Source organism: Vibrio sp. Vb1729, from assembly GCF_033338655.1.
Classification (GTDB): domain Bacteria; phylum Pseudomonadota; class Gammaproteobacteria; order Enterobacterales; family Vibrionaceae; genus Vibrio; species Vibrio alginolyticus.
In genome coordinates this window covers 660,378-675,155 of record NZ_JAWOTB010000011.1, presented here as the reverse complement: position 1 = coordinate 675,155, position 14,778 = coordinate 660,378, and the positions used below count along the sequence as shown (strand labels likewise).

At 42.5% G+C, this 14,778-nt stretch carries 15 protein-coding genes; 4 read left to right on the top strand and 11 right to left on the bottom strand.

Going from position 1 to position 14,778, the window contains the following annotated elements; all coding sequences use genetic code 11:
- Window positions 1-22: 22 nt before the first annotated feature.
- The 3 genes from R7E29_RS07770 to R7E29_RS07760 all read right to left on the bottom strand — a co-directional run bounded on the left by R7E29_RS07770 (window position 23) and on the right by R7E29_RS07760 (window position 2,696).
- Window positions 23-1,435, bottom strand: a complete 1,413-nt coding sequence (locus R7E29_RS07770) for a coniferyl aldehyde dehydrogenase (protein WP_213906653.1) — start codon at window positions 1,433-1,435, stop codon at window positions 23-25.
- A gap of 125 nt (window positions 1,436-1,560) precedes the next feature.
- Window positions 1,561-2,133 carry a GNAT family N-acetyltransferase gene (locus R7E29_RS07765; RefSeq protein ID WP_017635338.1) on the bottom strand — a complete coding sequence of 191 codons (573 nt, stop codon included), beginning with the start codon at window positions 2,131-2,133 and terminating at the stop codon, window positions 1,561-1,563.
- 104 nt (window positions 2,134-2,237) lie between these two features.
- Entirely contained in the window at window positions 2,238-2,696 is a 459-nt protein-coding gene (locus R7E29_RS07760; RefSeq protein WP_005376504.1) for an NUDIX hydrolase, read from the bottom strand.
- A 169-nt stretch (window positions 2,697-2,865) separates the two neighbouring features.
- Here R7E29_RS07760 and R7E29_RS07755 point away from each other — a divergent pair, with 169 nt between their 5' ends.
- Window positions 2,866-3,771 carry a DMT family transporter gene (locus R7E29_RS07755; RefSeq protein ID WP_005376505.1) on the top strand — a complete coding sequence of 302 codons (906 nt, stop codon included), beginning with the start codon at window positions 2,866-2,868 and terminating at the stop codon, window positions 3,769-3,771.
- 79 nt (window positions 3,772-3,850) lie between these two features.
- Here the strand turns inward: R7E29_RS07755 and R7E29_RS07750 are convergent, their stop codons facing one another.
- On the bottom strand, window positions 3,851-4,165 hold the full coding sequence (locus R7E29_RS07750; RefSeq protein WP_005376506.1) for a DMT family transporter: 315 nt from the start codon (window positions 4,163-4,165) through the stop codon (window positions 3,851-3,853).
- Between the two features lie 394 nt (window positions 4,166-4,559).
- Here R7E29_RS07750 and R7E29_RS07745 point away from each other — a divergent pair, with 394 nt between their 5' ends.
- Window positions 4,560-5,924 (top strand): endonuclease/exonuclease/phosphatase family protein, encoded by a 1,365-nt coding sequence (locus R7E29_RS07745; RefSeq protein WP_262658303.1) that lies wholly within the window; start codon window positions 4,560-4,562, stop codon window positions 5,922-5,924.
- A gap of 284 nt (window positions 5,925-6,208) precedes the next feature.
- On the opposite strand, the gene R7E29_RS07740 is transcribed toward R7E29_RS07745, so the two are convergent.
- The 4 genes from R7E29_RS07740 to R7E29_RS07725 all read right to left on the bottom strand — a co-directional run bounded on the left by R7E29_RS07740 (window position 6,209) and on the right by R7E29_RS07725 (window position 9,062).
- Complete coding sequence (locus tag R7E29_RS07740; RefSeq protein WP_033906497.1) at window positions 6,209-6,742, bottom strand: hypothetical protein; 534 nt, start codon at window positions 6,740-6,742, stop codon at window positions 6,209-6,211.
- On the bottom strand, window positions 6,736-7,122 hold the full coding sequence (locus tag R7E29_RS07735; protein WP_005376510.1) for an MAPEG family protein: 387 nt from the start codon (window positions 7,120-7,122) through the stop codon (window positions 6,736-6,738). The genes R7E29_RS07740 and R7E29_RS07735 overlap by 7 nt, the downstream gene beginning before the upstream one ends.
- 209 nt (window positions 7,123-7,331) lie before the next feature.
- Window positions 7,332-8,237: an EamA family transporter RarD gene (rarD, locus tag R7E29_RS07730; protein ID WP_213906654.1), complete on the bottom strand. Its 906-nt coding sequence runs from the start codon at window positions 8,235-8,237 to the stop codon at window positions 7,332-7,334.
- Between the two features lie 102 nt (window positions 8,238-8,339).
- Window positions 8,340-9,062: a sulfite exporter TauE/SafE family protein gene (locus tag R7E29_RS07725; RefSeq protein WP_042520743.1), complete on the bottom strand. Its 723-nt coding sequence runs from the start codon at window positions 9,060-9,062 to the stop codon at window positions 8,340-8,342.
- 444 nt (window positions 9,063-9,506) lie between these two features.
- Between R7E29_RS07725 and R7E29_RS07720 the strand changes: the two genes are divergently transcribed.
- The gene (locus R7E29_RS07720) at window positions 9,507-10,037 is read left to right on the top strand and encodes a prepilin-type N-terminal cleavage/methylation domain-containing protein (protein WP_005376513.1); all 531 of its coding nucleotides are present in this window, start codon (window positions 9,507-9,509) and stop codon (window positions 10,035-10,037) included.
- Window positions 10,038-10,086: 49 nt separating this feature from the next.
- Here R7E29_RS07720 and R7E29_RS07715 read toward each other — a convergent pair whose 3' ends face one another.
- Window positions 10,087-11,067 (bottom strand): chemotaxis protein, encoded by a 981-nt coding sequence (locus tag R7E29_RS07715; RefSeq protein WP_025998672.1) that lies wholly within the window; start codon window positions 11,065-11,067, stop codon window positions 10,087-10,089.
- Window positions 11,068-11,751: 684 nt separating this feature from the next.
- On the opposite strand from R7E29_RS07715, the gene R7E29_RS07710 reads away from it, so the two are divergent.
- A complete protein-coding gene (locus tag R7E29_RS07710; protein WP_017821556.1) occupies window positions 11,752-12,360 on the top strand; it encodes a response regulator transcription factor in 609 nt (202 codons plus the stop codon).
- On the opposite strand, the gene R7E29_RS07705 is transcribed toward R7E29_RS07710, so the two are convergent.
- The gene (locus R7E29_RS07705; protein WP_213906655.1) at window positions 12,357-13,244 is read right to left on the bottom strand and encodes a LysR family transcriptional regulator; all 888 of its coding nucleotides are present in this window, start codon (window positions 13,242-13,244) and stop codon (window positions 12,357-12,359) included. The two genes, R7E29_RS07710 and R7E29_RS07705, sit on opposite strands and share 4 nt — an antisense overlap.
- Before the next feature lie 157 nt (window positions 13,245-13,401).
- A complete protein-coding gene (locus R7E29_RS07700) occupies window positions 13,402-14,772 on the bottom strand; it encodes a GGDEF domain-containing protein (protein WP_213906656.1) in 1,371 nt (456 codons plus the stop codon).
- Window positions 14,773-14,778 lie beyond the last annotated feature (6 nt).

The following is a 14,778-nucleotide window of genomic DNA, read 5'->3' as shown; positions in this document are numbered from 1 at the left end:
TTTATCAATCAAATCATAATTATTATCGAACAAAGATCTTTTGGATCGCTTTTATCGCCATAGCCCTACGGCGCATTAATACGCTCGTTCTTGGCAACCATTTCGGTGTGTGAAGAATGGTTTTCGCATGACTAAAAGTTCTGAATCCTTCCTCTCCGTGATAATGCCCAATACCCGATTCACCAACGCCACCAAAAGGTGCATCTTCAGCGCCAACATGTAAAACCGTATCATTAACGCCGACGCCACCACTGTGCGTGTGGCGTACAATATGTTTGATGGTCGATTTGTCGTCCGACATAACATACAGCGCAAGTGGTCTTTGGTGCTGATTAATGTAGTCAATCGCCTCATCAACGGCATTGTAGGGCTTAACAGGTAGAAATGGCCCGAAGATCTCCTCTTGCATGATTCGCATATTCGGCGACACGTCCGTGACCAAATGAGGATACAGAAGCCGTTCCTCTTGGGGCGACGCTTCAACAGTGTGAAGGTTAGCACCTTGCGCTTTTGCATCCTCAAGTAGCGCAGTCAAACGATCATATTGTCGTTGGTTGACAATATGGGTCAGCTTTTGATTCTTGTTGGATTTTAAATAGAGCTTTTCAAAACGTTTTAAGAATAGCGAAATGAACTCTTCGACACGTTCTTGCGGTACAAATGCGTAGTCAGGCGCGACACAAATCTGGCCTGCATTAATGCATTTACCAAACAAGATAGCATCAACGGCTTTCTTCATGTCTGCATCTTTTGCAATGATCACCGGGGACTTTCCACCCAACTCTAACGTCACCGGGGTAAGGTTTTCCGCTGCCGCTTTTGCCACTGCGCGACCAACACTCGTAGAACCCGTGAACAAAAGGTGAGCGAATGGCAGTTGGCTGAATGCTTGTGCGACGTCTGCTTCACCCTCAAAAACTTCGACATACTCAGACAACCCACGGCAAATATCGACGATGACTTTATTGGTTTTTGGCGTAAATTCGCTGAGCTTCATCATCACGCGGTTGCCAGCAGCCAATGCTGTCACTAAAGGCGCAAGGCTCAAAATCACAGGAAAGTTCCACGGTGAAATGATCCCGACGACACCTAACGGTTGATACTGAACGGTGACTTTAGAAGGTGCGAGCAATAAGCCGGATTCGCGCTTGCTGGGTTTGCACCATTTTTTTAGTCGTTTGAGGGTATAATTAATATGCGAGACCGTTGGCAAAACGTCGGTCATGGCGGTATCAAATTCTGAGCGATAGCCAAAATCGTCACTTAACGCTTCAACCAGCGCTTGTTTGTTCTCAAGCAGCGATTTTTTTAACAAAACGAGGCGCTGTTTACGTTCATCCAAACTAGGATAAGGCTCGGCTGCATATGCCGCTTTTAAGCGTTCGAGGCTTTGCTGTAACAAGTTATCTACTTCAACCTCTGTGATTGCGTTCAAGATGCTTCTCCTAGCCTAGTTTCTGCCAATGACGCCCCAAGTTAACACGAGCGCAACAATGTTACTATTGTAGCGCTCGTGAAGTTAGAGTTCGAACTCTGATTAAAATATCTCTAGGGTGGATACTACGTCAAACGTAGTTCATAAATGCCTAGTCGTTGAGAGCGGTCAAGCATATCGAACTCATGATCAACGTATTCTTTTAATGTGGCGCCTGCACGCTCAGCAATATTGATGCTAGCGATGTTATCTTCCATACAATGGAACTGAATGAATTGTGCGTGCCCTTTCTTCTTCAAGAAAGGGATCAATACTGCGAGTACTTGATCAATCACACGATGGCCTCGCCCATTGTTAGCAAGCCAGTAGCCAATTTCAGTAACACGTGTATGTGAATCCACACCTTTAATGCCAATAACACCCGTAAGCTGCTCATCAAAATAAATTGCACACCAGTGGGAATCCAGCGCGTTACTGTTCACTCGCTGGGAAATGTAGTTCACGGCCTCTCGATGGTTCGTGACAGAATCCGTCCAAGGTAGATAGCCCTCAAGGCTCTCTCGGTGAGTGTTCACAACCTCTAGTAAAGCGGACGCGTGTTTCGTATTGAGGGGCTCAATTGAGATCCTTTGCGAGACGGAAAAACGCTTCTGTAAGTGATTTCCTTGATACGTCTCTTGGCATGTGACTTCATCCATAGATGTTATTCCTTTTTATTGTGAACGCTCAGCGCAAATCCTAACGCTTCATTTTATGAGAACAAACCTCTCTATAAAAACTAATCAAAGCCGTTGCCGTTCATTTAGCCCTTTTGATCGATCAGCGTAAATGGCGTTAGTGATGCCACATCTACATAATGCTTCCATACATGTTCATAGAGGTGATGCTGATTGGCAAACGGAGCCAGCTGCTTAGCTTCTTCAAGCGTACACCAGCGATACTCTGTATGCTCTTCGTTAAGAACAACTGATTGGTTAGGCGGACAAAATAGCACAAAACATGGGATAACCATGATACGGTTATTTTTTGCTTCGTAGAACTGCTCTAGAAAGTCTGCTGTATGTAACTCAACTTGGTCAATTAGTGTCTCTTCTTTTAACTCTCTTAAAATGGTTTGCCACCCGGCTTCACCCGCTTCGATACCACCTGCAACATGGCACCAATAGCCACCTTTTACGCGTTTGAGTAACAGCATTTTTTCTATGCCATCAATTTTTGAAATGACAACGCCTGAAACATGCGTTGCTTTTATCGGGATCATGTAAGCTCCTTAAATATCGAGTTTTTATTGTTACGCTGAAGAGAGGCAGATTAATTGCTACGTATTCTACTGTTTATTCATCTTGTCGACAGAAGTGTTTGAGTTGAGAGGATTTAATCGCTAACTAAGTATGCTAAAGTGAGATCTGTCGCAACAAATGAGCAGTAAAATGTCCAATTCATTCAACACTATGATTCCCATCGGTGTGCGCTTTATGGTGCTTTCCGCGTTCGGCTTTGCTCTGATGTCGGCTACAGTAAAGCACGTCGGCAACTACGGTATCCCCGTTTTTGAAATCGTTGCAGCAAGAGCGCTCGTTTCACTTATCATTAGTTATTTCGATGTAAAGCGAAAACGAATTTCTGTATGGGGCAATAATAAGCCATTACTATTTGCACGCGGTGCTGTGGGCACGATGGCTCTGATGTGTGTATATTATTCAGTGACCACCTTACCTTTGGCAGAAGCGACGATATTCCAGTATATTCATCCGGTATTTACTGCACTACTCGCCGTATTTTTCTTGAAAGAGCGCATCCAGCCGTCAACTTTCCTTTGTATTGCGTTGTGCTTACTCGGCATCTATATCATGGTAAGCCCAGAAACTGGGCAAGGCTCAGATAGCGCTTTACCAATGTTTAGCGTCATGATTGCGATCTTAGGCGCATTTGGTAGCTCAATTGCCTACGTCATTGTCAGAAAACTGAGTCAGACAGAAGACAGCTCAGTGATCATTTTCTATTTCCCGTTGGTTGCTCTCCCCGCTTCACTCTTACTGATTGGCGACGATTTTGTAATGCCCGATCTATATCTGACTTTCATGTTGGTTCTAGTTGGTGTCTTTACCCAAATTGGGCAATTGGGGTTAACCAAAGCGATGCAAACTCAACAAGCGGGTAAAGCCTCCGCTTATTCGTATATCCAGATCGTATTTTCTGTGTTGTTAGGCATCATTTTCTTTGGCGAGGTTCCGATCATTTGGACGTACGTCGGTGGCGGTCTGATTGTTACAGGCGCATTAATTAATGCGTTTGGTCATCACTTGCGATTACCTTTTATTAAGCGCAACGCTTGATATACCTACCCAGAACCGTAAACACGACATTTAGAAAAACAGCCAGAGTGACTCTGGCTGTTTTGTGTTTAGCCTAACGTTAAGCTGATATTTTTAACCCTGCGATACCAGCGACAATCATTAGCAAGCTTAAGGCTTTGATAAGTGTTGCTGGCTCATTGAACAGATAAATACTCACGACTGCCGTGCCTATTGCGCCAATCCCTACCCATACGCCATAAGCAATGCCTAAAGGCAAGGTTCTTAACGCAATGCCAAGCAACCAAAAGCTCAATAACATAAAGACAATAGTGAATGCCGAAGCACCGAATTTGGTAAACCCTTGTGAATATTTAAGACCGACAGCCCATGCGATTTCACACAAGCCCGCAATGAAGAGAATTCCCCAAGCCATGTCACATTTCCCAACGAGATGGGGTCGTCCCCGAGAAAAGATAGAGCGGTGAGGTCGTCCTCACTTCTGATTGACTGCTTATTATATACAGAAATTTAAACATAAAAAATAAAACACGGCGATAAGCATACAACTCAAACATCTCATGTACGCTTAAATTCTACGCTTTTCTTTTTAACGGTGGCGGACTCTCTATTTCGCATCAATAACGACACCGTTTTTTAACAATTTACATATAACCTTCTGGTGTTGAAAGTGTTGCATTTATTGCACAAATCACACAAAAACTAATTGAACATGTAAATATGAAAACGTTTGTGTGACTAATATCGCTTAAAACAATGACTGATGACTTTAATATTCAGCCGAATTAATTATAAGGTATGACGTACCCATGAAAGCAATCAAAACCTCTATCGCTGTCCTTGTTGGCGCCGCTCTACTATCTGGATGTAATGACGATACTGAATACGTCAATGTTCAGCCTAAAGAAGTAAAAATAGCGACTTACAACCTCTCTTTTGACCGCGCTACCTTCGAAACTTTGGTAGATGAAATGCAAATTGAACCAACGCAGCAAACTGCGTTGGTCACCTCTTATTTAGACGGTTCAATCGCAGCCGAAGACAAAACCACTGCGGAAAAAGTCATTCAAATTCGTAACGTTGCAGCAATCATTCAAAAGAATCGTCCTGATGTTCTCATGATGGCGGAATACAACAACGATGGAACAGGTGAAAACAAAGCAGCCATTGAAGGATTCCAGAAGAACTACTTGTCTGTCGCGCAAAGTATCGATGGCGCGGGCGGTGAAGCAAACCTTGAGCCTATTGAATACCCTTATGCTGAATCTTATTCAACCAATACAGGGTTGTTGAGTGAGTTTGATCTCGACAACAACGGAACCGCAGGTCAAATGCCAGGTGATGCATGGGGCTTTGGCATGTACCATGGTCAATATGCATTTGCCCTTATGTCTAAGTATAAAATTGACACAGCAAACACACGTACATTCCAAGCATTTAAATGGAAAGATATGGAAGGTGCGACAATTCCAACCATTACTATCTGTGACGGTTCGCAAAAGATTCCAGACGGCATGAAGTGTGGTGATGAATGGTACTCAGCGGAAGAGTGGGATCAAGTGCGTCTATCTTCGAAAAATCACGTCGACGCGCCAATCATCATTCCAACTCGCAATGGCGAGGAAGTTGTACACTTGTTGATGTCTCATCCTACTCCACCAGTATTCGACACCGGTAAAAACAAAGCGCAAAACGCAGCAGAAGTGGAGTTTTGGCATCATTACATTCAAGGCAAAGACTATTTTTACGACGATGCGGGTAAAACAGGTGGCTTAACGAACGGCGCTAAATTCGTAATGATGGGTGATCAAAACCTTGATCCAGTGGCTGGTGACGGCATTAGCTCTGTAATGCAGAAGCTGCATAACGATCCATTAGTTAACCAAACCGTGATGAATGGTGAGCTTTACCCAACAAGCTTTGGTGCAGCTGAACACGCTGTTGACCGCAGTTCAACTCACCCATATCCGAATCGCATCACTTCAACGTTTGGCTTAGGGGTAGACTATGCCTTGCCTTCAGCAAATTTGAATGTAATAGACTCTGGTGTGTACTGGTCAGCGTCTTATGAAGAAGGCCGTAAACTATTTAACGATGCACGTATCGGTAAGTATGGTGATGGTAAGGATGTATCTTCCGACCATCGCATGATCTGGATTAAAGCACAGTTCTAGACTGCATAAAAAAAAGCCAACCACAAGGAGTCGTGATTGGCTGTATATATTTGTGAACAAGATGGTTCACTAACAACGTCAGTTGGCTAGGTGACCCTCGGCTTAGAAAGGGTCACTCATACTAAAGCATGAGACGTGCCAACTTTTCAGCGCACAAAAACAGGTTGTTATTTAATCACTTTCATTAAAACTTAACCAATAGCTACTGTTTGCTCACAGAATAAATTGCAATTTGCAAACTACCATTGGCATTTCGCAATAAACCTGATCTTTAGCTCTTGCTTTTATTGCTTCCTAGCTAAGTCGCGTGCAAGGATTAACGCAAGTCCGAATACTTGCAAGAAGAGTCCGATATTCTTGTACCAAGCGATCTTTTCATCCTGCTTTGCCATTACCTCATTGAGCTCTACATTCTCAATGTAGTAATTATCGATGCGGTCTCTATACGAAGCTTGCGCCTGATTTATCTTTGACATTAGTTGCGGAAGTTGATCAATTTTTATTTCATCCGACTCGTTGAGAACCCAAGAAGATAAATGCCCTGCTAATACCTCTTCTAGCTCTAAAGGTATCGCTACGCTCTGACTTATGTGCACATGCAGCAGTAAAGCTTCTCTTTTCCTTTCTAGGGTTTCCACACTGTTCCATGCGAGTTGGATGGAATACAAGTTTTCTGCTGTTTGCTCTGCGAGCTGCGAGTGCTGTTTACCCAACTTATCAAGGACTAAGCTAGTAACGATGATCGCGCCAATATTCAGTACTAATCCAATCAGAACGAGTACCCAAGGTGGTGGAATATAACGTCGCAGACTTACCATAACTTATCGTATGGCAGGTAAATCATATTTAACACAACCAATGAAAGTATCACCAGAAATGTCACCTGCATCCCTCTAATGCGCTTTTTCAAGTCTTTTTTCAATATGCCTTTAGCATGAATAACTCGACCAATTACAAAAATAATACCGGTGAGATGTATCCATGTTGGGTAAGCACTATTAAATTCTAAAAGTGCCATTAAAATCAGGGTGATGGGGATATATTCTGTCGCATTACTCTGGGCACTACGAGCAATTTGTAGAGCCTCTACCCCACCATCGGCATAAGCAATTTGATTTAAGCGACGTTGCTTAATTACTTGAACAGCCAACCAAATAATGAGTATTGCGAGAATGTTGGCATACAGAGCAGTGATCATATGTCGTCCTTCTTGATCTGGTTTTCACTTATATAAGCGTGTCACTTGGCTATAACTATAGCGGTATCATTATGATAATGCGTCAAATAATCTCAAGTTATGATTTCTATTCGGGCAAAAAACGAAAGCCAATGCTTCATGACATTAAAAATGCCCTCGAATGGAGGGCATAAGAATAAAGAAGCTAATATGTGAGAATATTGAAACCACTATAAGGGGTGTTTGACCAGCTTTTTGCGCCGATGCCCTTTGATAATACTTTCAAAAATTGTGAACAACAGCCCTACCCAAATAAATGCAAAGGTCACCGCTTTCACTTCGTCAAACAACTCGCCCAAAAACATAACTGCCAACACAAACTGCAAGCTTGGCTCGATGTATTGCATTAGACCGACGGTTGATAAATTAGTTATACGTATTGCGATAGAATAAAATACGAGTGGTAAAAGTGTGATAGGTGCACTGCCAAAATACAAAAGCAATGTTGTGGTATCTGTGCCCGAAGCCAGTTCACCAGTTGCCCATTGTTTATAGAGCAAATAGGCGAGTGCAACTGGAGTCAGTAACAACGCCTCAACAAACAAGGTTGTACTCCAGTCATAATTTATCTTCTTCTTGTACAGCCCATACAAAGCAAAGAACAACCCCATCGTTAGTGCGATAACGGGTAGCTGACCATAGTGAATCACTTGATACATAACACCAATTGTTGCCAACACTATTGCAATAAGTTTGCCTTTTGAGAGCCTATCCCCAAGAATAAATACGCCCAGCGCAACAGATACTAATGGCCCAATAAAGAAGCCTAAGCTGGCATCGATGACCCGATGATGGGTCAAAGCCCAAGTGAACGCACTCCAAGAAATACACATCAAACTGCTCGCCACAAACGTGTACCACAAGGATTTTTTATCAAGCCAGATTTCTTTCCAATTCAGCCCTCGACGGGTTATCCCAAGCACAATTAGAAACCCGACAGGTACAGACCCAATGATTCGCCATGCTAGCAACTCATCCATAGAAGCATTTGGTAAATAACGATAATAAATTGGTAGCAATCCCCAGATCACAAAGGAGAATGCTGCCATAAAAGTGCCATAACGAGTGTTATTCATAAAACTATCGCCCATCTAAACGACCAATTTGGCGTAAGTAAACAAGTCCGCCTTACATAAAAAGGAATGCAATCCCGCAGTGACTTTATGATGCAGATGGCATTATTGGCTCAACGCTTGTACGACGGCGGTAAAGCCACTCACAAAACACAACATAAGTGCCCCAAACCGAATCTTTTCTTTTGGTAACGACTGGGTAGTTTTCATTGCTAGCCAGTAACCAAGCGCCGCAGCAGGTAATAGAGGAATAGTAATGACCAAATGATGCAATGTGAAGAAGCCCACTGGGATTTGTACTATTAGTGAAATAATCGAACTGAAAACAAAAAAAGCCGATAAATTACCGCGTAACTGATTCGCTTCTTGATGCTGCAACAATAACGCCATCGGAGGGCCTCCAATCGCAGAACTGGTACCAAACAACCCAGAAAAGAAACCAGCACATGTCATACGCGAAGGCGTAGGCTCAACCCGAAACGGTAAAACACTCACCACGACTGCAAACAGCACCAACAAACCAATCCAAAGCGTGAGAGTTTGTGTAGATACAAAAAAGAGTAGCAAGCCACCAGCAATTGATCCCGGCACTCGCCCAATCAACGCCATCTTTAAGCCGCCGATTTCAACACTACTGCGGTGCTTCATCGCATTCATCAACGAAATAAATAACGCGACTAAACAGATTGGCGCAGGAACATATTCTGGCGCCCAAAGAATCAATAAAGGTGCGGCAACAATAGCCAAGCCAAAACCGATTGCGGTCTGGACATAAGAGCCAAGAAATATCAAACCTATTGCAAGGAAGTTTATCGAATCGAATTCCATTTAGATTATTCTTATATTTGAAAAATAAACACAAAACCAAAGCACATTCGCATGATGAATACCTCAGGCATACTGCGATATGAGTTCCGCGTAGCATTCATCAAAGTGAATAAAAAGACAATCCATTTGTGCGGTTCGCCCTTATTTGCATTTTGTATTTCATTCCGCTGATGTACATGTTTGCTTACATCGAAGAGGATTCATGCTCGCCTGTTCACGCAGCATTTCTTCAGCGGAATTAATGACCTCTTAAAATCTAGCCGAATTAGACCCGTGAATTCTCCGTAGCATTTAATGGATTCAGTCAATTAGTGCGGCGTCGGTATAGCACTTTACAACTCACCTCCTTATACTACTGATCGATTTATCATTACCGTACTTATTTACACAATAAACAAGTGTACGGTCAGTGTTTTTCTACCTTTAACTTGCTGTGAAAATAATATGAAAAAACAAACGGGATTTACTCTAATAGAGTTAGTCGTAGTTATTGTCGTGCTCGGTATTCTTGCTGTCACTGCCGCGCCACGCTTTTTAAACCTTCAAAGTGATGCACGTGAAGCTCGTTTGGAAGGAATGAAAGGCGCTATTGCGTCAGCATTAGGCGTAGGTTATGGGAAAATGGCGATTGCGGGATTGGAAAGCAAGCCTTACGTTTCAAACTTCGTAGACAGTGCTTTAATGGCAGATTTACCATTTGACGGCTGTAATATTGGTGGTTCAAAGCGCTGTGTTTTTTTATATGGATACCCTGATTCTGATAGCGAATCGATGAAGTTACTCGTGCAAGGACTGAACGAAGAAGACTCGGATTGGAAAACATTTCATCACCCGGCTGGTTCAACAACTCGCGAAATGGTCATTGCTGCAGCCGACGAAAAAAGAGCTAGCCTTACACAATGTGGAATTTTATATGGGCCACCGCAGACTCCAAACGAGAGTTACACCTTAGATATTCTTCCCTGCCCTCAATAAAAATAAGGCTGCCAATCGGCAGCCTTATTTGTTTCATCTGATCGGTTTTTTACGCAAAGTTAAACACGTATTTATCCATCATATTCACCATGCGGCCAATCTCTGGCTTGGTAATCGTATCATTTGCGCCAAGAGAGAGTGCTTTCGCTCGGTTATCCTCACTCATCAATGACGAGAACATAATGATCGGCATTTCATGAAACGCTTCGGTATCTCGTAGTCTCTTCACTAAGTGCATACCATCCATTCGAGGCATTTCTACGTCCGTAACCACCGCATCTAATAGCTCTTTAACTGGCAAGTTTTCTTCTTTCGCGACCTCGATCAAGCTCATCAACTTCTCATGCGCCTCACCACCGTCTTTACATGTGATCACATTGTAACCTGAAGAAGCTAATGTATCTTGGATCAAAGAGCGAATAAATGCTGAGTCATCCACCACCATGATCGTTTTAGCATTACGCTTACCGACCATTCTCTGGTTGAGATCCACCGACTTGTCCCCTTTCACATCGTACTTTTCCATACTCAGTTCTGGGTTGATGTCTGCGATGATTTTTTCAAAGTCGAGAATCATGATCAGGTTGCCTTCTTTACGGACAACGGCCACTACACAATCTTGTTCGCCCGCTTCCAAAAACTGACTTGGTGATTCCACATCATTCCAAGAGATACGATGAATACGCGAAATGCTGTCAATTAAGAAGCCATTGGTCATTTTGTTGAAATCCGTAACGATTACAAACTTGCGCTCCAGATCTTGTCGTGTTGGCACACCTAACCAACCAGCTAAATCCACTAAAGGCGTCAGTACATCTCTGGATGAGAACACACCAATCATATGAGGTTGTGCGTTTGGATAATCGGTTGTTTCTGGCACGCGAATCACTTCTCGTACTTTCGCAACGTTAATGCCGTAATAACAAGTTTTTGTGCTGCCATCTGGCAATGTTTTTTCTAAATGAAACTCGATGATTTCAAGCTCATTGGTACCACTTTCTGTCAAAATGGTGCTGGTTACGTTACTCATAAAGCCAATTATCCAACCAAAAATACGCATCAGAAAAAGTTTGATGCAAACGCCATGAGAAGCCATTCTCTGGCTAAAAATCCAAAAGTCCTTTTTAGTCGTTACAACAAAATTTGTAAACCATCAAAAGGACGGCTAACGCACATTTCCATACCAAACCATGTAAAATTGTCTCATTTTTGAACACGACATTATGAGTGGCCAAAGTGCGAATTAACACCTCCACTTTTAGCGGCAGAGTCAATGAAAAGTTTAGAAATAATTTGAAGTGATGTTCAGCGTCAATAGCCAAACCTATCCAACAGATATCAGTACAAAGTTGGCTAGCGTGCTCATGCCTGGTGTATAACAAGCTCTCTTCAAGTGGCTTGGTATAAAACTGCGCTTGCTAACACACGGGTTTAAATCGAAGCGCTAGAAACATCACAAGAAAATCTGAAGGCATAGAACACTGAAAGAACACTTTCAGTTTGTTAGTTTTCTGTCAACGTAAGTTTCAAGCAATCATCCTATCACTAGGTATTTCAATACCTGACATCGCTATTCCCATAATCAAGACACTGATTTTCACTTTTGGAAAGAGTCATTTTCCTTCCTCTTAGCGAGGTTTTTCCTACAATCCTATTCATCCAATTGCGCTGTCGCCTGACAGCACACTAGTTGATGTATTAGGTGAGGTTCACTTTGAATAATGTTCTTATTATCGACGCTCAACCATTGTATAGCGAAGCACTTGCTTCTCTAGTTGAATCTGTAATCAACGCAGCTGAAGTGATTCAAACCACTGACAGTGCGGAAGTGATGGATCTTGTTCGAGGCCAAAAGATTGATTTGATTATTTTAGACGTAGTGCTTGGCGACCGCGATGGTATGCGTTTAGCCAAAAACATTTTAGCGACGGGATATCGTGGCCGACTGTTATTTGTTTCTTCACGTGACTACTCGAGTCTTTCTAAAGCCGCGTACGAAATGGGCGCAAACGGCTTCTTAAGCAAACATGAAACAAGAGAGACCATTATTGACGCAATTGTGAGTGTTTCACGCGGTTACTCAATGTTTAAGTCGACTCACACACCATCGTCGGGTAACGTAACACTTTCAAATCGCGAAGCCATGGTGTTCCATTATCTTGTACAAGGCTACTCAAATAAGAAGATTTCTGAACAACTTTCACTCAGCGCTAAAACAATCAGCACCTACAAAACGCGTATTCTGAAAAAGTACCATGCGGACACGTTGATTGAACTTCTGCATACTATCCCTCAGTCAGAAAACATTGAGTTTTGCCGCTAAGCGCTCATGTATTTTCCAATAGCACCGATTAACAACTGGTGCATTGCATCATGTCTTAAGCTTTGCTTCACCTGTACAACCACTTTTGGCCAGCCATCTGGGTAAAAATGCTCTGGCACTCTTATAAATTTATATCCATCAATTGGCGCCTGATATTCAAGTAACACGGTTGCGGCGCTTTTTTGCTTAATTAGCTTCAATACGCTGCTTACGTTGTCTAGAGCCGCAATACGGTTGATGACCATACCGTGGCTTTCCATTGCACGCTTAACGAGCTGCTCTTTCTCTTTCCAACCGATAATCTCTAACATGATAAAGGGAAGTTTGGCTGCTTCTTCCAGGGTGGTAATTCCCAGCTCTTCAGGGACAACTACCACAGCAGGCGCATAGCCGATGAACTTCTGATAAACAGATTTCGGAACATCCTCGTTGAAGTAATGTAACTGCGCATCCACTTTGCCTAGGATTATCTCTTCTATCGTATACTCTGTAATCGTTGCTATCGAAATGTGCGCCTTGGGAAACAGCACCATTAAATCCATTGCAAGTAAATGCCCAAATGAGTATTGAGCGGTTTGCGGTAAACAAATGGTGATGTCTTTTTCGTAATTTTCCGGTTCAAACTCATCTCTAATTAGACAAGTTTCAAGCTTCTCTAGTGCATCGGAAATTTTAGGTAATTGACGTTTTAAATAGTCCGTTGGTTCCATGTGATGAGGATGCCGAATAAACAATTCATCGTTTAGCTGGAGTCGCAATCGGGCAAGGTATTTGCTAATTGACGCTTCACTCTTCCCCATCGCTTTCGCAACGGGCTTGAGCTGACGGTGCTTATCCAGTAAGACAAGTATTTTAAGTAAGTTTAAGTCGAGATCTTTGTTCACGTGCGACACCAGATGTAAGGTCGAGAAGAAATAGAGCAATCACTATTTGTTGACTGCTCTAATATAAAAGACCACTCATTCTGTTTGGTCAAATTAATCAAACAGTTATGTCATGGTTATGTTCCGTAACTTAACATTTAGTCAATACTAGACCTGCTTAATGGGACTTTTGTCTGTGTTTTTTCATCTCATAGAGATCTTCATCTGCACGTACAATAACGTCCTGAAGCGTTTCGTGTAATTCATTCGCCGCGATACCAGTACTCACACTAACTTCGATATCCAAGGTTTTTAGTCGGTTATCTTTAACGACACTACGAAGCTTCTTCGCCAATATTGAAGATTGGCTGATACTGCAACCCGGCAGAATCGCAACAAACTCATCACCACCAGTTCGAACTAGATAATCACTATTTCGAAACACTTTAGACATAGCATCAGCAATAATCCCAATAACTTCGTCCCCTACATGGTGACCGTAATGGTCATTGATTCGCTTGATCCTATCGCCATCTATTGCAATGACGGAATATGGCGCGGTTTCCAAACGACGTTTGAATTCGCTATCTTGAAAGACTCTGCGGTTAAACAATCCCGTTAAATCATCTTTCGTCACGTTCGTCAGTGCTTTCGCGAGGCGAAGTTTGCTCTCTTTAGATTCATAAGCTTTGTTGTAATACGCTAAGGTTACGAAAAAGAGGATGATAAACAAGAACACGTAATCCAATACAATTTTACTGAATGGGTACATGTAAACAATGAGATTGTTGTTGTCTGCGACATATGATTGGGTGTACGCGAATGATGGAAAGGGGTAGCCAGCGAAGTAAATCACCATTTGCTTGTTCCCATTCGCTATTTGAACATCCACCGCTTTCCCATCATTATAAAGCGGCGAGAGGTACAATTGTTCCGAAAACTCTCCCACTAACTCACCTTGAAAGTAAACCGGACTCATGATGCTTATCGCCATGTCATCGGAGTATGTCGTTTTAAATGGTAGGGAAAACAATACCCGGTCCGTCAGTTGCTCTTTCCACGCAGCTAACACACAAGAATAATTACTTTTACACCAATCAACATCAAATGTGGCTTTCACTCCCTCTAACGCTTCAATCGGTCTCTCTAAGATGAGTTTGTTTCCAGTATAAGAACGAAAATACATAACGGCATTTTGTCGATTGAACGCATTTGATAAATACGCTTCAGCCTGATGAAGCGATTTCCGTGCAACAGATTCAACGTAATTGAGTTTTTCATAAGGTGACAGGGAGTAAATCGCATCTTGAAAGCTCAGCTCTGTTTGCGCTTCTACTTCACTCACGCTCATGCCTTTGTATTGCTCGAGTTGCGCTTCCGTCAATAGCCCCATGAGAATTACTTTTTGTTTTATTTTGGCTAAATTATTCGCGTAAGTGTTGAACTGCTTTACTTCATAAGAAATTAACACCGCACCAATCATTGTGACAGAAGTGACGAATAGTAATGTTGCGATGAAAAGAGACAACGCGATACTTTTAAGTGTCATGATGCG